The sequence below is a fragment of the Neobacillus sp. NRS-1170 genome, assembly GCF_050468025.1.
In genome coordinates this window covers 1-17,768 of record NZ_JBITPF010000027.1, presented here as the reverse complement: position 1 = coordinate 17,768, position 17,768 = coordinate 1, and the positions used below count along the sequence as shown (strand labels likewise).

The following is a 17,768-nucleotide window of genomic DNA, read 5'->3' as shown; positions in this document are numbered from 1 at the left end:
ATAAAAATAAGAATGGATACAAATAAAATTGGGGTACTAAGCATTATTGGAAAAATTTTAAGCAAAGCAAGCAAATGGAGAAAAAAGGAAGCTGAAATAAAAAGAATCATTACGATAAATGGAAATTTGCTCAATGTAATTCCACCTTTTTAAAGTATTTAAAAGAATAAATTTCGACTTTGAGAATTGTCCAGCTCCAGCGCCTAGAGGCTCGCAGGTCTGTCTACAGCCAATCCGTCGAAAAGGTTAAAAAGCAACATTTCCGCCTGCTCGTCTTATGCTTGTCGCCCCTGGTCAAGGCGCTTCCGCTTTTCTATTATGTCTATTGTCCATTTCTTGAAATTATGATTTTTTGACAATAATGTGAAATAACACACAAACTAATTGTAAGTCTATTAAACCACATGCTATATTTAATACGTGAAGTTGATCACTACAAACATATACCCCTTTGTTTGACCGTGAAAAATTTCTCCCATCCCCTTTGTTCGTATTAATAGAAAAATGCCTTGCAGTATAAAACTGCAAGGCATTTTCATTTTATCAAAGCAGAATAGTGACAAGCTTAATTTTCCTCAATATATCTCCAAAAGGTTCCATATTTTGCGGGAATTTGTTCCACAATCTGTTTTAAAAGAAGCTTTTTCATTTCTTTTTCAATTTGAGAAATTGACATATTGTACACAACGGCAATTTCCTTTGATGCAACAAATTTAAAAAACTTCAAAAATGTTTCTAACGGAGGTGGGGAAGATTGAATCGGTTTTTCGGATAGCATTTCTTCTAGAATGTGAACATATACCTCATAGGGATACGTTCCAGTAATCTTTATCCCCTCATCCTCAACATTCTCATTAAAAAATACTAGAGTCGGAATTTCATGTACATCCATTTCTGAAGTAATCTTTAAATCACATTGAAAGGCTTTAGCAGCACTCTCTGAATGCATATCATTGGTAAATTCCTCCACGTCAAGGCCGGCACTTTCTGCACATTCCTTAAGCACCTTTAGATCTGAAATATTCCGCTTTTCTAAAAATAATACCTCCTGAACTTTTCGTAAAAAACGGATTCCAGCTCGTCTCCCTTGAAGTTCTGCAGATTTTAAGGCAATGGAAACATTATAAGGAGCATCGACCGGATTTTCAAACCAAAGGCTTCCGTCACATGACATTCCCGATCTGCTTGCAGTTTTCTCCCATAAATCAGCCATACTTTCATAGCTTTTTTTTCTGCTTAAATTTAAATTAGCCAGTCTTCCACTTAGAACGTGTTTAATTGAAAAATAACGACCATATTCAATATGCAATTTTTTTAAAATCGGCTCAAGCGCCCAACATTCAGGACATAATGGATCAATAAACATATAAATTTCAATTGGCTTTTTATCAGGGCAATTCTGCTTAGGGCTTGATGGCCAAGAACTATTCACGAGCATCACCAATATTTTCTTTATTATCAGGGGTATTTATCATATGTTGGGCCGTTAGATATAGACGAGAGTAAAATTCATCCCTAAGTGGTCCCTGAAATCCGATTATATCCATTGCCTGAGTCATACATGAAAGCCATGCTATTGCACGAGTTGGTGTAACCGGAAATGGCAAATGGCGTGCCCGCATCATAGGATGCCCATGTTCATCAGTATAAAGTGCTGGCCCGCCTAAATATTGTGTTAAGAATTGCTTTTGTTTACGAGCAATTTCTGTAAATTCATTTGGGAATATCGGTGCAAGATCAGGATGTTGTGCAACAAGGCCATAAAAAGTATCCACAAGCCGATGTAGAGTTTCTTCCCCAATGGCTTCAAATGGTGTAAGCTTTTTCTCAATCATGTTGACAACTCCTTTTAGTACTTTGGTATGTTTTATTGTAGCAATGCCTTTTTCATATCTCAAATAAATAGCCTTGAAAATGCTAATTTATTGAGGTACACATGTTATTTAATGTATACAAGCAGGATGTTTTTTACTTATTGATTTGCATATTTTTGCCTATAAAAACGCCGAATTTTGTTTTCTGTTTTTCGTTCAGGAACACGGTAATAATGAAGGAGTTCTTGAAAAATCTGCTTTCCATCCGCGTAATTTTCCGCTTCGAATTCTAATTCATAATCTTCATGCTGTAAATAAATGCTGTGATCAAAGACGAGTAATCCGTTTTTATATTCTATTTCTGCCCTATTGGTTACCAGAGATCCAAAGTATTCTATTTCTGAAATAGGAATACCACTTTCTTTTAAAATATCTTTAATTTTTCCAAAAGGTAATTTCCCATAATGAATTGCATGATATGCTTCTTCTTCGGTTAAAGTTTGATTTGTTTCTAGAAGACCAACTTCAGCAGGCTGCTTGAGTGTCATTTCGTAAGTATTCTTTTTTTTTCGGATGCGTAATGCCGAGGCTGCTTCCTTTAAGGAAAAGCTTGGAGTATCAAAATAATGGTTTTCTTGGGTGATAATTTGCTGATTATCTAAGTTAAATTCTTTAAGCAAATTTTCATATTCTGCTTTTGTCAGCATGTTTTTAAATTCGATTTCAATATTTTGCGACACCTTAGGTCAATCCTTCCTGTTTCATATTTAATTCATTATCTCAAATACAACACCAACTGCAATCCTTGGGTGAAATGGGGGAATTATGCTAAAATAGAGGGGAATGGAAGACGGAGGTAAAATATTATGAAAAGAAGTATATCAATTCAAAACACAAACCTAACAGACAACAAACTTTTTTTAGAAGTTGAACAACAAATTGAAGGGTTAATCCCAGAAGGCCAAATTCTAGTGGATTCCGATAATTATTCCTTCATTTATTTAATGGAGGACCAAGAAGATTATACATATATCGTCATGCCGGAACAAATCTGGGTGTTTATAAAAAATTCTTTTGAGAAAAAACTGCCAGTATGGCTAAAAGGGAACGATAAAGAAGTTGAACTGATAAATTTCAATGATGAATTGGAATACGTTATTAACAATATTAAGGGTAATAGTAATTATGGACAAGAAATGGTCACTAAAGTAGAGAGTATTTTCTAACATTGAGGTGGGATTCATGAAGCATTGGGACCAATTTTTAGCACCATATAAACAAGCGGTTAATGAATTAAAAATAAAACTAAAAGGAATTAGGGGACAGTTTGAGCTTGATTCGTCTCATTCACCCATTGAATTTGTAACAGGAAGAGTTAAACCAATCGCTAGTATTTTAGATAAAGCAAATCAAAAAGGAATTCCACTGGATAAATTGCAAGATGAGATGCAGGATATCGCGGGGATGCGTATCATGTGTCAGTTTGTCGAAGATATTCATCGAGTTGTTGATTTATTAAGAAACCGCAATGATTTTGAAATTGTAGAAGAAAGAGATTATATTTCGCATGAAAAAACAAGCGGTTATCGCTCCTATCATGTTGTCATAAGCTACCCTGTTCAAACAATTAATGGGGAAAAGAAAATACTTGCTGAAATTCAAATAAGAACATTGGCGATGAATTTTTGGGCAACGATTGAGCACTCGCTAAATTACAAATATAAGGGCGTTTTTCCAAGCGATATTAAGATGAGGCTGCAAAGGGCGGCAGAAGCGGCTTTCCGTTTGGATGAGGAGATGTCATTAATTCGAGGTGAAATCCAGGATGCCCAAGCATTCTTTACTAGGAAAAAAGAGCAGAAACAAGAAGAAAAAAACTGATAGCCAGGGCATACTGTAGAATCATTCTGAACAAGGAGCTATACTCATATGAAATTTGCGATTACCTCAAAAGGAGATCAAAAATCAAATATTTTGATGCATAAAATGAGGACTTATTTGCTTGATTTTGATCTTAAGTACGATGAAGATCAACCGGACATCGTTATTTCTATCGGCGGTGATGGTACGTTGCTTTATGCCTTTCACCGCTACAGCAGCCGTTTAGATAAAACAGCTTTTGTCGGAATTCATACAGGCCATTTAGGCTTTTACGCTGATTGGATTCCAGATGAAATTGAAAAGCTTGTGATCGCTATTGCTAAAACCCCTTTTCAAGTAGTCGAATACCCGCTCCTTGAGGTTATTATTCGCTATTCACATGCTGGGAAGGAATCAAGATATTTAGCATTAAATGAATCGACTGTAAAAAGTGTTGAAGGGACACTTGTGATGGATGTCGAGATTCGCGGTCAGCATTTTGAACGTTTCCGTGGAGATGGCCTGTGTGTATCTACACCATCCGGCAGTACAGCTTATAATAAAGCGTTAGGCGGGGCCATAATTCATCCATCGATTCCTGCCCTTCAGGTTGCAGAAATGGCTTCAATTAATAATAAAGTTTTTAGAACAGTAGGGTCACCACTCATTCTCCCGGCTCATCATACCTGTATGCTAAAGCCTGTTAATCGGTCTGATTTCCAGATAACGATCGACCATTTGACTTTGCTTCATAAAGATGTAAAGTCGATTCAATTCAGGGTGCCAGATGAAAAAATTAGATTTGCCCGCTTCCGCCCATTTCCTTTTTGGAAAAGAGTGCATGATTCGTTTATTTCTGATTGAGCAGGGGGCCAAAGATGGGATCACAATTTCAATTGGAATGGGGTATTGATTCCAGCAATGCCGGAATGCTGGTCAAAGAATTTTTAAAAATGGAAGAAATATCTAGATCTGCTTTAACAGATATCAAGTTTAACGGTGGGAATATACTTGTAAATGATGAAGAGGTGAATGTTCGTTACAAGCTGTTGGAGGGTGATATTTTAAGAATTATTTTTCCGCCTGAGAGCCCAAGTGAAGGCCTAAAAGGGGAAGAGCTTCCGTTAGAAATATTATTTGAAGATGATTTTCTGCTCGTAGTCAATAAGCCTGCAGGAATGAACACCATTCCATCACGTGAGCATCCTGATGGAAGCTTAGCGAATGGTCTTGTTGGCTACTATGAAGACAAGGGAATTCAAGCGACTTCCCATATTGTTACCCGCCTCGATCGGGATACCTCAGGAATTGTTTTAATCGCAAAGCATCGGCATGTTCATCATTTGTTTAGTCTAATGCAGCGGAGCGGAAAGGTGAAGCGATCTTACGAAGCTTTTGCTGGTGGTTCAATTATGAAAGATAAAGGAACAATCATTGCACCAATTGGTCGCAAAGTAGAGAGTATCATTGAAAGAGAAGTCCGTGACGATGGCCAATATGCCTGTACCCATTTTCAGGTAATCGAAAGGAATTGTTCCTTTACCCATATAGAACTTCAGCTAGAAACGGGTAGGACCCATCAAATTAGAGTTCATTTATCCTATATAGGGCATCCGCTCCTCGGAGACGATTTATACGGTGGAGAGACTTCCGTAATTGAAAGGCAAGCCCTGCATTGTAAAAAAATCAAATTTATTCATCCATTTTCACAAAAAATTATGTATTTTACTGCACCTCTTCCTGACGATATGCAAGATATTTTAAAGGCTGACCCGCATTTATAAGGGACAGCCTTTTTCATTATTCACAACTTATTAAATCAAATTGTTTAAATTTTTCAGGAACATATGGCATAGTAGAAGTAACAGAAACGATTTCCATTTCAGGATATCTTAATGCTGTCAAATGTCCACCAAAAACCGCGCCGGTATCAATATTATACGTATTGTTAAGAATTCTTGGCTGATTCACTGGGGTATGCCCATAAACAATACATGTATTACCGTGATACTCTTTTGCCCAATCCCTTCTAACTGGTGAACCATCAGGGTGTTTTTCACCTGTAATATCACCGTATAGAACAAATTCTTTGACCTTTGAGTCTTTCTTTCCGATTAATTCCTGTTTAATTCCTGCATGTGCTATAACTAGCTTTTGACTATCTAACATTAAATAAAGCGGTGACCTTTCATAAAGCTCGATAAATTTTTTACGAATGGATTCCTGGTCTTTTTTATATAATGATTCATATTCTGCAACCGTTGTTTCAAGTCCGTGTTTAATCTGGACCTTGTTGCCTAAGAAAAAGCGATATAATTTGTTACAGTGATTCCCTGGGGTGTAATAAGCCTTTTTGTATTTAATCACAAGTTCCCAAACAATCTCGGCCACCTTAAGTGAGGCAGGACCTCTATCAGTAAGATCGCCTACAAATCCTAGGACTCTGTTTTCCGGATGAAGCGGGATACCGTGATCCCATTTATAACCTAGGTTACTTGTGAGATTTTGGAATTCCGGTAAACACCCGTGGATATCCCCGATTATATCTATTTTCATTGACAAAAACCCCCTTCAATCCCCTTTATTTTTTGTACTGAAGTCGATTTTTATAAAAAGAATCCTTGGTATATGTGATTTAAAGGGAGGTAAAAAAATGGAACATCATGTTTCAAGCATCAGGGTTCCTATTAACGTCGACACTCTCGCTCGTCATTGCAGCCGCAACAATTGGAGTGCGGATGGAAGTCATAACCAAGCAAATGAGTGGAACATTAATATTAGTTGCCGTGATTACGTCTATTTTTACGCCGATGGTCTTCAAGAAGCTATTTCCAATTGAAACGGCTAAGGGGAAAGAGGTTAGCATTGCTTTCTTAGGAGCCAATCAAGTCACACTGCCTGTTTCACGAGAATTAAAATCCGGTCTATATTTTTTGTGAATCCTGTTAAACCTGTTAAATTATTCACCGTTCTTTGTACTGTACTTTTCATTTTTCTTAAATTAGTGTAGAATTAGTACCAAGTACTAATAACACGTATTTATTGTGGGAGGAATTTTTCAAGATGAATCTTTCATTAGCTGGAAAAACATTTGTAGTAATGGGTGTTGCCAATAAACGCAGTATTGCATGGGGAATTGCACGTTCACTCCATAATTCGGGTGCACGCTTAGTATTTACTTTCGCAGGCGAGAGACTTGAAAGCAGTGTCCGTGAATTGGCTGGCTCTTTAGAAGCAGAAGGAACAATTGTCCTTCCGTGTGACGTAACAAGTGATGAGGCTATTGCCAAGTGCTTTGCAGATATTAAAGAAGCGGTTGGAACCATTCATGGAGTAGCGCACTGTATTGCATTTGCCAATAAAGAAGAGCTGCAAGGGGAGTATATGAATACAACCAGAGAAGGCTTTTTGCTCGCTCATAATATCAGCTCGTACTCTTTAACAGCTGTGGCAAAGGAAGCACGCGGTTTAATGACCGAAGGCGGCAGCATCGTGACACTTACCTACTTGGGTGGTGAGCGTGCTATTTCCAATTATAATGTTATGGGTGTTGCTAAGGCTTCACTTGACGCAAGTGTCCGTTATTTAGCTGCAGACCTTGGTAAGGATAATATCCGTGTTAATTCTATCTCTGCTGGTCCAATCCGAACATTGTCAGCTAAAGGAGTAAGTGACTTTAACTCTATTTTAAAAGAAATTGAAGAAAAAGCTCCATTACGGAGAACAACAACTCCTGAAGAGGTTGGAGACACAGCTGTATTCCTTTTCAGTGAACTATCCCGTGGTATCACAGGAGAAAACATTCACGTTGATTCAGGATTCCATATTTTATAATTTTAACTAAGGGCCTGCTGTTAAAGCAGGCTTTTTTCTTTTTTAAAACAGTGTGACGGGTATAGGCATTTCGCATACATATAAAGTGAAGGAATATGTAATGGAGGTGCTTTGAGCATGTCGAAAAAAAGGAGTCAAGAACCGTTACTTTTTACCAATCAGCCAATCTCCAAGACTCCATCGAACCATAATATGCAGGAAATCTACACAAACAGACATGAAAGGGAGCAGCAAAAGGAAGATAATCATATAGTAGAAACAAAAAAGAGGGTAAAAAAAGAGGCAATACCTGACGACATATCAATGGATGTGACTAAAAAGGAAAGTAAGTCAAATCAAGAGAAAAGTCAGTCAAATCAAGAGAAAAGTCAGTCAAATCAAAAGAAAAGTCGGTCCTCAATGTCTAGAGTAAAGCCATTTAAAGAAATGAATAAAGTGGAGCGAATTGAATATTTACTAAACTTCCCAAAGGTTCTTCCGCCTGCTCCATGCGTTATTTATACTGCAAATAACAGATACCAAGGTTTTCTTACTGAATATGCTGACAATCGAGTAACCATTCAATCTCCAGATCAATCCTCAAATACCATACTTCTCGAAGATATTAAAAATGTGATTATGATTGGGATTAAAAGATAGGTTAGGTAGAAATTTAAAAAGCCAGCCGATTTAACCGACTGGCTCATTTATTTAGCTGCAAATTCCTAGGTCCACGTCCGCAATACATTGTACTGCACAGAAGCATTTTAAATCAACTGTGATACAGTCGTTACTAGCACGGAAGCGTTCAACTTGACAAACTTTTGTAAGGTCAACACAGCATTTGTCTCCGCTAGAAACAAGATTTACCGGTACAAAGTTACCGCCTTCTCTGCGGCCTGGTACTAACACACGAAGTGTTGCACAGCAGTTATCAAATACGTCTTCGACACGGAAGAAGATTGATACACAAGCGTTATTTTCGCCGCTAAAGAATGCGTGGAATGGAGTCCCATCCGCAGTGCTCAGTACAAATACACGAGTATCAACAGGATCTCTTCTAGTTGGCGAAACTAGTGAACCTAGAGGTTCGTTAAAACAACTGGAACATTCCGAGCATTCCGCTTCTTCAACTGCATTATCCTGGATATCTTTTATCGCACGAACTACTTCACACACACAGTTTCTGTGACGATCATGATCATGACTTCCACAACAACCCATTTATTTTTCCTCCTTAATCCCTGTTATATCTTACATTACTAACATATTTTAAAGAACGTTTTTGGGTTACGGACAATTGCCTTATTTAAAAAAATTAGGCGGATTAATAGAAAGGACAAATGTATAATGAAAATAACTTTTTTAAACATATTCCTTTTATCATTATCCTGCTTTAGACTAACAAGGCTGCTTGTTTTTGACAAAATAACGGTATTTATTCGGAAGCCATTCTTTGATGAAATAAAAGAAGAAAATGACGATGGTGAAATAGAGGTCTACTATCTTCCTAAGAAAAAGGGGATAAAAAAGTTTTTTGGCGAGCTATTAAGCTGCTTTTGGTGTACAGGAATATGGGCATCGGCGATTATTGTTACAGCCTATATACTGTTTCCCATCTATTCCGCACCGATTATTCTTATCCTAGCAATAGCAGGTTTAGCTTCTTTTATCGAAACAATTGTTCAATTTTTTATTGAAAAATAATGTTGTTCGTGGAGACAAGTCTAACGTGTTGTTCATATCCTAATTAGTAGTTTAAAGAATCATTTGGAAGGAGAGACTACATGAGCAACACAAATAACACAAACAACACAAACAAAAAGAAAAAGAGTTCAGAAACAAATCAAGGATACCAACCTTCAAAACCTATTAAGTCGCAAGGGTGCGGCTGTGGTAAAAAAACTTCAATGTAAATAGGAAAACTGCTAGTTTTGGCTGGCAGTTTTTATTTTTTTAACAATACTAACGGTTTAAAAATTAAACTTATCTAGTCATAATTTTAGCGAATATCGAAAAAAATAAATGGTATCAGTATGTCATAAAACTTAATCAAGGGAAGGAAATTATATGCATATTACTTTTCGATTGATTGTATTGGCTTGCTTTGTAATACTCTCTTCCTGTAGTCAGCATCAGCAAGTTAAGGATAGTCAACTGGCACTTTTAAAAACGACCAATCCTAAGCCAGTCATAACAGATAAAAATAATAAACGTGACGGAGTTACAGAAATCAAAAAAGATGTAAGTTCTTTGCCGGAATTATATGATGTCGCAGTCGTGAAAGGAAAAAAAGATACACTCGTAGTTTATAAAGTCAAACATTTACATCGCTTTCAAATGAAAAAAATCGAAAAGAATATTAATAAAAAGCTTGAAGAAAAATATCCAAAGGAAAATTTTACAGTCTCAAGTGATTATAAAATTTTTCTTGAAGCCGTTAGACTTGATGAACGGATGAAATCTTCCAAATTTTCTCACCGAGATGCGGAAAAACGATTAAAGGAAATCGTCAAAATGACCGAAGAATTGAAGTAAGAAAGGGTGAAGCAGGATGGCAAACAAGCAAAAAAACATGACTCCTCAACAGCAAAACTATCAACAGCTTCAGCAAAAACATGAGATAAAACGACCTGTCCTAAAGAATTGTATAAAAGCATTTTTTGTTGGAGGCTTGATTTGTGTCGTTGGCCAAGCTGTTAGTTATTTTTACATATATTTCTTTAATTTTACCGAACAAAGTGTAGGGAATCCAACTGTTGCGACGATGGTCTTTTTATCGATGCTGTTAACCGGCTTTGGAATTTATGACCGGATTGGACAATTTGCTGGGGCAGGCAGTGCAGTACCTGTAACAGGTTTTGGCAATGCCGTTATTTCTGCCTGCATCGAGCACCGGACGGAAGGTTTTGTTCTCGGAGTTGGCGGAAATATGTTTAAGCTTGCAGGGTCAGTAATTCTTTTTGGTGTCTTTTCCGCCTTTGTCGTAGCACTTGTTAAAACGTTACTAGTCATTTGGGGGGTTTTGTAATTGTTAAAAGGGCATCAGTCATGGGTGTTTGAAAACCGGCCAATGATTTCAGCGACAGGGGTAACGGGCGGCCCGTTCGAAGCAAATGGAAAATTGGCGAATGATTTTGATCTCTTATATGAAGATTTGTGGATGGGTAAAGAGTCTTACGAGAAAGCGCATAGGCTATTGCTTGAAGAAGCGATTCAAATCACCTTGCAAAAAGCGAACCTTCAAAAAGAACAAATTCAATTTTTATTTGCCGGTGATTTAATCAATCAAATTACCCCCACAAGCTTCGCGGCGAGGACGATGCAAATACCCTATTTCGGGCTTTTTGGAGCTTGCTCAACCTCAATGGAAGGATTAGCCTTAGCATCCTTTGTCGTCAACTCCCAAGGGGCAAAAAAGGTTTTAACAGGTGCATCCAGTCATAATGCCGCTGTGGAAAGGCAGTTCCGCTACCCAACTGAATATGGCGGGCAAAAACCCCCAACTGCACAATGGACGATAACCGGTGCAGGAGTAGCACTCGTTGAGCCTAATGAATCCGGACGCTCGGTCCCGGTTACTACCTCAGCGACAATTGGGAAGGTTATTGATATGGGGTTAACGGATCCATTTAATATGGGCGGGGCCATGGCTCCGGCTGCGGCCGATACGATTATGGCACATTTCCGCGACTTGCAATTAGATCCATCTCATTATGATTTAATCATAACCGGTGATTTAGGCAGGGTTGGACACGACACTGCTTTTGAGTTATTGAATAAAAGTGGTCTTAAAATGGAACGAAAACAATTTCAGGATTGCGGATTATTAATGTATAAGGATGATCAGCCAGTTCAGTCCGGAGGGAGTGGTGCAGGTTGTTCTGCAACGGTTTTATATGGACATTTACTAAACCAATTGAAAAAAGGTACATATAGACGGATCCTAATTGTTGCAACGGGGGCATTGTTATCCCCGCTCAGCTTTCAACAAAACGAATCCATTCCATGTATTGCACATGCTGTTTCTATTGAAATGAATGGATAAAAGGAGTGAGTTTATGCTCGCAATGTTTTTCTGGGCGTTTGTGATTGGCGGACTCATATGTGTCATTGGGCAGCTTCTTTTTGACGTTGCCAAGTTGACTCCAGGGCATACATTAAGCCTCCTTGTTGTGGCGGGGGCTGTATTGGATGGATTCGGATTATATGAACCGCTCGTTGACTTTGCAGGGGCTGGAGCAACCATTCCCATTACCAGTTTTGGGAATGCCTTAGTCCACGGAGCCTTAGAGGATGCCAAGGCACACGGTATCATTGGGGTGTTGACCGGTATGTTTCAGGTAACAAGTTCTGGAGTGTCTGCCGCAATTATCTTTGGATTTATTGGAGCCCTAATCTTTAAACCTAAAGGGTAATGAACACTTTTTTTAAGCCAATTTATGGATTAAGATATGGTGCCTATACATTTTTTAAAGTACTTTCATATGTTATTAATGAAACTACTAAGGTGAGGTGACTATCTATGTTCTATGGATGTGGCGGCTACGGTTATGGTGGATATGGCTACGGTTCAACTTTTGTGTTAATCGTAGTATTATTCATTCTGTTAATCATTGTAGGTGCAAGCTTTTATTAAACACTTTGAAAGCTTGACAGCGGTGGAAGGGGTTGGCCATATTTATGGCCAGCCCTTTCTTTGCCTTTTATTCACAAAATCGCCCTGCCTTCATACAATAAAGTAGTTTATGAAGGAGTGTGAATTTTTACCATGGATAATGGTTTCTTTAAAAACATTGAAAAGAAAACTGGAGTCAATATGAAAGAAATCTTTGAATTAGCGAACTCCTTACAGCATGCCAATTTTAAGGACGCAGATACTGTTCGTAGTGTCATTCAAAAAGTTTCTCGAATTGCCGGTAAATCGGTAAGTAAAGATCTTGAAGATCAAATTGTTCAATCTATTATTAAAGATGGAAAACAGCTTGACTTTAATACCATTACAAAAATGATGAATAAAAAATAAAAAGAAAGACCACATTCCTATGTGATATGCTCAGGAGTGGGTCTTCTTCTTTTTTGTGAGTGGTACGAGAAACCTTGAACGGTTAGCTTTTTTCCCTCGTCGATTTTCGGGAACGGCAATAAAAAGCTGGTCTCGGGCACGTGTCATGGCAACGTAAAATAATCTCCGCTCTTCTTCTAGTGAAGTAAAGTCGCCATTTCGATAAGCATCGAGGGCAAAGTCATGAGGCAGACTGCCATCGACGGCATCAAGAATATAAACAGTTTTATATTCAAGCCCTTTAGCCCGGTGTATGGTACTTAGGGTAATGGCTTCAGTAAAATGCTTACTTAAATTCTTAATTTCCTTATTCATTGCGGACATATGCTCGGCATGTGCCAACAATGCCTCAATCGAGTCGAAGATTTTAGCCGCAACCTTTAAATCTTTAAGGTCATCAGATCCTTTTTCCAGCATGCTCGCTTCATTGCCGCGTTTTTTGAGAAAATCAAGAAAGCCAATATCCTTTTCAATTTTTCCAATTGCTGCCTGAGGGTTCAAATGCTTTAATCCTCTAATGATACTAACAGCCAGCTTTAATTTTTTTGCTTGAAACGCATGGGCTGTTTGAAGGTGCGATATTGCCTCTAGAAAACTACAATCTTGCAATATGCTGATTGCTTTAATATCCTTCATAACCGTCTGTTTTAAAAATAATAGCGGTAAAATATCCGCCAGTGCCTGAGGATCATCCTCATTTAAACTTACCTTAAAGAAAGAAAGGGCGCTCCTGACAATGTATCGATCGTAAAAGGCTTCAGCATCAAGGTCAATTTTAAAAGGAAGATTTGAGCCTGCTAAACGTTCAAATATCGCTCTTGAGCCGGCATTGGTTCGGTAAAGAATAGCAAAATCAGAAGGATTTGCACCATTTGTGATCTTATCTTGAATGTCGGTAACAATCATTGTTGCTTCTTCCTCTTCATCATAAGGAAAAAACAACTTCGGAAGGGTCCCTGCAGAAAACTGCGCCTCCATTTTTTTCGTTCTTCTGATTTTATTAACAGCGATAATTTGATTAGCAGAAGCAACAATTTCATGGGTGGAACGATAGTTTTGATCAAGTGTGACTAGCTTTGCTAAGGGGAAATCCTTTTCAAAGTCCAACAGGTAGCTTGGATCACTGCCTCTAAAGGAATAAATGGCTTGATCATCGTCACCAACAGCACAAACATTTTTATGCTTTCCTGATAATAATTTAATCAGTTCATATTGAACTTTATTAATATCCTGAAACTCATCGATTAGAAAATAATGGAATCGTTCTTGGTACTGTTCAAGAAGGGAAGGGGAAGTTTTTAGGAGCTGATAGCAGCCCAACAGCATGTCGTCAAAATCAAACAGTCCTTCTCTTTGCTTAAATTCTTCATATCTTTTATATAATAATGCTGCACTTTCTTCCCATTCTGATGCGGGCCTTATTTCATTGGGCATCAGCAGCGAGTTTTTCCAAAACCCAATTTGTTGCAGGGCTAAATCATAAGCAAATTCTTTCTCTGATAGACCCAGCTCTTTTCCGGCATCCTTTAAGATTTTTTCCCGCTGCCATTCCTTCTTCAGCAGATTGTTTGATGACCAATTAGCCGCATCATGAAACATGAGGATACGATAAAAAATACTATGAAAGGTTCCAGAGACAAGCTGATTGATTTTTTCCCGCTTCATTTGCGGATAGGATAGCAAACGGTTTTTCATTTCAGAAGCTGCTTTGGATGTAAAGGTAACGAGCATGATGGTCCGTGGATTAATTTGCTTCACTTCAAGCATAAAGGCCGTCCGGGCGGTAAGCACGCGCGTTTTTCCACTTCCAGCACCCGCAAGTACTAATAAAGAGCCATCTGTTTCTAAAACAGCTGCAGTTTGACTTTTATCTAGGACTACCCCATTTTCTGCTAGGAGAAGCAAATAGGGCGAGACAGCTTGGTGTAATCCGTCCAATTTCTTGTTAAAAGGGACTTCATATTCAATCGTTTTAGCTGGTTTGAATAATTCTTGGGAAGTGGAGGCTTCGGTAATGGTTCTGCCTTGAGGTATCATAAATCCGTTTCGCTCGATAAAGTTATCATTTATTTTTGGTTGACTTGGTTCAGTGCATCGTTTCTCAGGTGAAAGTGCATGAAAAAAATGAGGAGACTCTTTAATGCCTAGGAACATCCTCATCTTTTCAGTGCATACTGGGCATCGTAATTCTCCGTTTTTTCCAGCTATAAAAAATTTTTGGTACTCATCACGTTTTAAATAATTAAGATTAATATTTTGTTCTTGATAAATTACAGTTTTCATATTTATTAACCCTCAATTTCGAAAAATAACACATGTTCTATCATATCAAAACCATACCTTATCTAAAAGTATTTCATCGGGATAGGTTGAATTAACCAAAAAAAGCACCTGCTGTTTTTTCAGCAAGTGCATCTAACTTTATATTTCTTTTACCATCGTTTTGTGAGGAATTCCTGCGTCCAAAAATTCCTCTGAGACAACTTCGTAGCCTAGCCCTGCATAGAAGGGAATGGCGTGTGTTTGAGCATTTAGCTTTAATTTGTGAAGCCCCTTTTCACTGGCATGGTCCTCGATTTTCTTCATAATCGCTTTTCCAGCACCCGTTTTTCTGGCTTCTTTCGTTACACAAATCCGTTCAACTTTTCCAAACCCATCCACAATCCGAAACCTGCCCGCCCCAATGGGAGCATCATCCAGGTACATGACAAAATGGGTGGCTTCATCTTCGTATTGGTCAATTTCCTCTTCTAGAGGGACATTTTGCTCCTCCACAAAAACGATTTTTCTGACGGAATAAGCATCTCCTAGTTCTTTTTGATTTTGAACAACCTTAACTGTCACTGCAATTATTCCTTACCGAGTCGAAATGTTTCATAAACGGTCCAAGAACCATTTTCTAATTGATATAGAAGATGGAAACGGTCAACTGTTTCTTCGTGATTTAATTTAGTCATACGGAGTGAACCATATACATCGGAATGCTCATCATTGGATAGCTTTTGACCAATTGTAATATGCGGGACAAAGGCGTATTCTAAGTTTTGCTCGCTAAATTCTTGATTGATTTCGGCATGAAGAGCAGTTAACTCTTCCGTAGGATCTACTTTAAAATAAATTACATTATTAACAGGCTGAAATGAACTGATTTTGGATGTTTTTAATGGAAAAGCATTTGTATTTCTGGCAATTTGTCGTAACTTTTCAGCAAATTCCTTTGCCTCTTCTTCCGGCGCATCAAAAGAATTTTTTAATGTAAGATGTGGAGTAATTAGTGCATAGTGCGGGTCATAGCGTTTTCGATAGGAATTAGCTAAATCCTGAAGCTTTTTGGATGGAAAAATAACAACTCCAAATTTCATAAGTATACCTCCATATTAAGAAATTATTTTTATAGAAAAATAAATGCTTTATTTAGCCTTCCTAACATTATATCAAATTTTCTAAATTTATTAAATAATTAAAAATGAATCGATAAGATTTTGGTTCGTTAGACGTAAGTCTAAAATAACATTTTAAGTGCCCGTCTTAGATCTGGCTGCCAATATGTCCACGTGTGATTTCCGTTAAATTCCTCATAAAAATATGTAAATGGTCTCTCTTTTAGCAACTTGGAAAGCTGTCTATTAGGTGTTAGGAAATCACCTAGTTTGCCGTTCGTCATTTGCACTTTAGTCTCTTGCTTTCCAATGATATGGTAAATGTCTAATAGCTGCGGTTCAGAGAAGTCAGCGACTAATTCCATCACTTGTTGGTCTACATATGGTGACTGCAAAAGCACTTTTCCAAATGTATGCGGATATTGAAGCGCTGTCATTAACGATACAGTCGCACCCAGAGAATCTCCAATCAATGCTCTAGTTGAGCCCATATGATAAGTAGGGAATTCCTGGTCTAAAAAAGGAACTAATTCATGGGCAAGGAAGCGGATGTAGGCCTGAGATTGTACACCCTCGGGGTGGTATTTTTTGCGGCGGTCTTCCACATTTTTATAGGGTACCCCAACAATTATTAAATTTTCAATTTCCCTTTCAAAAAGATACTCGTCTGCTAAGCGTCCGATTCTGCCAAGTTGAAAATAATCCCGGCCATCCTGGGCGATTAGCAGCGAGTATTTATATAGTGGTGAAAAGTTTGCAGGCAGATAAATAAGCAGCTGCATTTCTTCTCCAAGCTCTTTGCTATGAAAGGTAAGTTCTTTAATCGTGCCATTTGGAAACTTCATGTGTCAAAAACCCCCAATAAATCGATAGAATACAACTGCATTTTATCATATCTTTAATGGAAATGCTTTTAGGTGTATGGGGACTAGGACCTGAGGGAATTACTTGCAGTAGTTAGTGAAGGTAGCTTTTTTTAGAGCGGGATTCAGGCATGATGGATAAGATATTTTCACGTTTAAAGGTGCGGATTTGTTTCCTAAGAAGGCAATAGGCACGAATATATTCGTCGGAAATTTCCTTAACGATTAATGAGCGCTGTGACAATTCATGATTTTCAGCGAGATAAATCATCTCTAAAGGAATATTTTCTTCAATTGAACGAATAAAAAGTCCATCCATGTAAATCACTCCTTTCATTCATTAGTAATATTATTATAACCGAACATTAGTTCTTTATTCAATAATTAAAGGAACTTATGTTCTGGTTTGTTTGATTAATGTTTTCCAAAAAAGTTATTGACATTCTATAAATTTTTTATATAATTAAATTTGTACTTAATAATCGATCTGTTAGCTCAGCTGGGAGAGCGCAACCTTGACAGGGTTGAGGTCGGGGGTTCGAACCCCTCACAGGTCATCGATACAGTGCCTTGGTAACCGTTGTGTTATCAAGGTTTTTTCTATATAACAGGAAATTTAGTTCGAAGTAGTACAGATGTATTGATGGCAATTTAGTGGCAAATTTAAAAAGTCTAAATCAGAAATAAAAAACTAGCATCGGGATGGGGGGATCGTGCTTCTGGAATCGCTGCTTGGTAGTCAGATCATTCTATTAGATTGTATAACACTACTTTCTTGTTTAACCGCTGCGGCGGCCTTTTTGCTTGTTGTGCTCCCTCAGTTAGATACGATTATCTCTCAAATACTCACTTATTCGCAGGATTTCAAAGCACTTGTAATAAAATTAGGGACTGATGAAATGAGTTGTTAGGATTATGGCTACATGAAGGCGTACTTAAATAAAGGAGGTAGTTTTCACTCCAATAATTTCCA

At 37.8% G+C, this 17,768-nt stretch carries 23 protein-coding genes, 1 tRNA gene and 1 pseudogene; 15 read left to right on the top strand and 10 right to left on the bottom strand.

Annotation, left to right across the window (positions count from 1 at the left end):
* Positions 1-565 precede the first annotated feature (565 nt).
* The 3 genes from ACIFOT_RS12565 to ACIFOT_RS12555 all read right to left on the bottom strand — a co-directional run bounded on the left by ACIFOT_RS12565 (position 566) and on the right by ACIFOT_RS12555 (position 2,554).
* On the bottom strand, positions 566-1,438 hold the full coding sequence (locus tag ACIFOT_RS12565; protein WP_430064925.1) for a ClpXP adapter SpxH family protein: 873 nt from the start codon (positions 1,436-1,438) through the stop codon (positions 566-568).
* Entirely contained in the window at positions 1,425-1,835 is a 411-nt protein-coding gene (locus tag ACIFOT_RS12560) for a globin (protein WP_430064923.1), read from the bottom strand. Before ACIFOT_RS12560 ends, ACIFOT_RS12565 begins: the two co-directional genes overlap by 14 nt.
* Before the next feature lie 137 nt (positions 1,836-1,972).
* The gene (locus ACIFOT_RS12555) at positions 1,973-2,554 is read right to left on the bottom strand and encodes a CYTH domain-containing protein (protein WP_430064921.1); all 582 of its coding nucleotides are present in this window, start codon (positions 2,552-2,554) and stop codon (positions 1,973-1,975) included.
* Between the two features lie 126 nt (positions 2,555-2,680).
* Between ACIFOT_RS12555 and ACIFOT_RS12550 the strand changes: the two genes are divergently transcribed.
* Genes ACIFOT_RS12550 through ACIFOT_RS12535 form a run of 4 tightly spaced genes read left to right on the top strand, consistent with a single transcriptional unit; the run spans position 2,681 to position 5,458 of the window.
* Positions 2,681-3,040, top strand: a complete 360-nt coding sequence (locus tag ACIFOT_RS12550; RefSeq protein WP_430064919.1) for a hypothetical protein — start codon at positions 2,681-2,683, stop codon at positions 3,038-3,040.
* A gap of 16 nt (positions 3,041-3,056) precedes the next feature.
* A complete protein-coding gene (locus ACIFOT_RS12545) occupies positions 3,057-3,695 on the top strand; it encodes a GTP pyrophosphokinase (RefSeq protein WP_430064917.1) in 639 nt (212 codons plus the stop codon).
* 48 nt (positions 3,696-3,743) lie between these two features.
* Positions 3,744-4,538: an NAD kinase gene (locus ACIFOT_RS12540; protein ID WP_223592805.1), complete on the top strand. Its 795-nt coding sequence runs from the start codon at positions 3,744-3,746 to the stop codon at positions 4,536-4,538.
* Positions 4,539-4,552: 14 nt separating this feature from the next.
* A complete protein-coding gene (locus ACIFOT_RS12535; protein ID WP_430064915.1) occupies positions 4,553-5,458 on the top strand; it encodes an RluA family pseudouridine synthase in 906 nt (301 codons plus the stop codon).
* Between the two features lie 16 nt (positions 5,459-5,474).
* Here ACIFOT_RS12535 and prpE read toward each other — a convergent pair whose 3' ends face one another.
* Positions 5,475-6,230 carry a bis(5'-nucleosyl)-tetraphosphatase PrpE gene (gene prpE, locus ACIFOT_RS12530; protein WP_430064913.1) on the bottom strand — a complete coding sequence of 252 codons (756 nt, stop codon included), beginning with the start codon at positions 6,228-6,230 and terminating at the stop codon, positions 5,475-5,477.
* An 89-nt stretch (positions 6,231-6,319) separates the two neighbouring features.
* Between prpE and ACIFOT_RS12525 the strand changes: the two are divergent.
* The 3 genes and pseudogenes from ACIFOT_RS12525 to ACIFOT_RS12515 form a co-directional block, all read left to right on the top strand.
* Positions 6,320-6,604: pseudogene (locus tag ACIFOT_RS12525) on the top strand (sodium:proton antiporter); the annotation flags it as partial.
* Between the two features lie 133 nt (positions 6,605-6,737).
* Complete coding sequence (fabI, locus tag ACIFOT_RS12520) at positions 6,738-7,508, top strand: enoyl-ACP reductase FabI (protein WP_430064911.1); 771 nt, start codon at positions 6,738-6,740, stop codon at positions 7,506-7,508.
* 117 nt (positions 7,509-7,625) lie between these two features.
* Complete coding sequence (locus ACIFOT_RS12515) at positions 7,626-8,147, top strand: CotO family spore coat protein (protein WP_430064909.1); 522 nt, start codon at positions 7,626-7,628, stop codon at positions 8,145-8,147.
* A 51-nt stretch (positions 8,148-8,198) separates the two neighbouring features.
* Here ACIFOT_RS12515 and ACIFOT_RS12510 read toward each other — a convergent pair whose 3' ends face one another.
* The gene (locus tag ACIFOT_RS12510) at positions 8,199-8,711 is read right to left on the bottom strand and encodes a CotY/CotZ family spore coat protein (RefSeq protein WP_430064907.1); all 513 of its coding nucleotides are present in this window, start codon (positions 8,709-8,711) and stop codon (positions 8,199-8,201) included.
* 126 nt (positions 8,712-8,837) lie between these two features.
* Here ACIFOT_RS12510 and ACIFOT_RS12505 point away from each other — a divergent pair, with 126 nt between their 5' ends.
* The 7 genes from ACIFOT_RS12505 to ACIFOT_RS12475 all read left to right on the top strand — a co-directional run bounded on the left by ACIFOT_RS12505 (position 8,838) and on the right by ACIFOT_RS12475 (position 12,513).
* Positions 8,838-9,194 carry a DUF1360 domain-containing protein gene (locus ACIFOT_RS12505; protein ID WP_430064905.1) on the top strand — a complete coding sequence of 119 codons (357 nt, stop codon included), beginning with the start codon at positions 8,838-8,840 and terminating at the stop codon, positions 9,192-9,194.
* Positions 9,195-9,557: 363 nt separating this feature from the next.
* The gene (locus ACIFOT_RS12500; protein WP_430064903.1) at positions 9,558-10,025 is read left to right on the top strand and encodes a YhcN/YlaJ family sporulation lipoprotein; all 468 of its coding nucleotides are present in this window, start codon (positions 9,558-9,560) and stop codon (positions 10,023-10,025) included.
* A 16-nt stretch (positions 10,026-10,041) separates the two neighbouring features.
* Positions 10,042-10,518: a stage V sporulation protein AC gene (spoVAC, locus tag ACIFOT_RS12495; RefSeq protein ID WP_430064901.1), complete on the top strand. Its 477-nt coding sequence runs from the start codon at positions 10,042-10,044 to the stop codon at positions 10,516-10,518.
* On the top strand, positions 10,519-11,535 hold the full coding sequence (spoVAD, locus tag ACIFOT_RS12490; RefSeq protein ID WP_430064899.1) for a stage V sporulation protein AD: 1,017 nt from the start codon (positions 10,519-10,521) through the stop codon (positions 11,533-11,535).
* A 13-nt stretch (positions 11,536-11,548) separates the two neighbouring features.
* Positions 11,549-11,905, top strand: coding sequence for a stage V sporulation protein AE (spoVAE, locus tag ACIFOT_RS12485; protein ID WP_430064897.1), 357 nt, complete (start codon positions 11,549-11,551; stop codon positions 11,903-11,905).
* A gap of 107 nt (positions 11,906-12,012) precedes the next feature.
* Positions 12,013-12,126 carry a YjcZ family sporulation protein gene (locus tag ACIFOT_RS12480; protein ID WP_430064895.1) on the top strand — a complete coding sequence of 38 codons (114 nt, stop codon included), beginning with the start codon at positions 12,013-12,015 and terminating at the stop codon, positions 12,124-12,126.
* Between the two features lie 132 nt (positions 12,127-12,258).
* On the top strand, positions 12,259-12,513 hold the full coding sequence (locus ACIFOT_RS12475) for a stage VI sporulation protein F (protein WP_430064893.1): 255 nt from the start codon (positions 12,259-12,261) through the stop codon (positions 12,511-12,513).
* A 30-nt stretch (positions 12,514-12,543) separates the two neighbouring features.
* Here the strand turns inward: ACIFOT_RS12475 and ACIFOT_RS12470 are convergent, their stop codons facing one another.
* The 5 genes from ACIFOT_RS12470 to ACIFOT_RS12450 all read right to left on the bottom strand — a co-directional run bounded on the left by ACIFOT_RS12470 (position 12,544) and on the right by ACIFOT_RS12450 (position 17,114).
* Entirely contained in the window at positions 12,544-14,835 is a 2,292-nt protein-coding gene (locus ACIFOT_RS12470) for an ATP-dependent helicase (RefSeq protein ID WP_430064891.1), read from the bottom strand.
* Between the two features lie 138 nt (positions 14,836-14,973).
* Positions 14,974-15,396, bottom strand: coding sequence for a GNAT family N-acetyltransferase (locus tag ACIFOT_RS12465; RefSeq protein WP_430064889.1), 423 nt, complete (start codon positions 15,394-15,396; stop codon positions 14,974-14,976).
* 5 nt (positions 15,397-15,401) lie between these two features.
* Positions 15,402-15,914: a YjcG family protein gene (locus ACIFOT_RS12460; RefSeq protein ID WP_430064887.1), complete on the bottom strand. Its 513-nt coding sequence runs from the start codon at positions 15,912-15,914 to the stop codon at positions 15,402-15,404.
* A gap of 140 nt (positions 15,915-16,054) precedes the next feature.
* Positions 16,055-16,777 carry an alpha/beta hydrolase gene (locus tag ACIFOT_RS12455; RefSeq protein WP_430064885.1) on the bottom strand — a complete coding sequence of 241 codons (723 nt, stop codon included), beginning with the start codon at positions 16,775-16,777 and terminating at the stop codon, positions 16,055-16,057.
* 112 nt (positions 16,778-16,889) lie between these two features.
* Entirely contained in the window at positions 16,890-17,114 is a 225-nt protein-coding gene (locus ACIFOT_RS12450; protein WP_430064883.1) for a hypothetical protein, read from the bottom strand.
* Positions 17,115-17,279: 165 nt separating this feature from the next.
* On the opposite strand from ACIFOT_RS12450, the gene ACIFOT_RS12445 reads away from it, so the two are divergent.
* Positions 17,280-17,352 (top strand) — tRNA-Val (locus ACIFOT_RS12445).
* Positions 17,353-17,768: the final 416 nt, after the last annotated feature.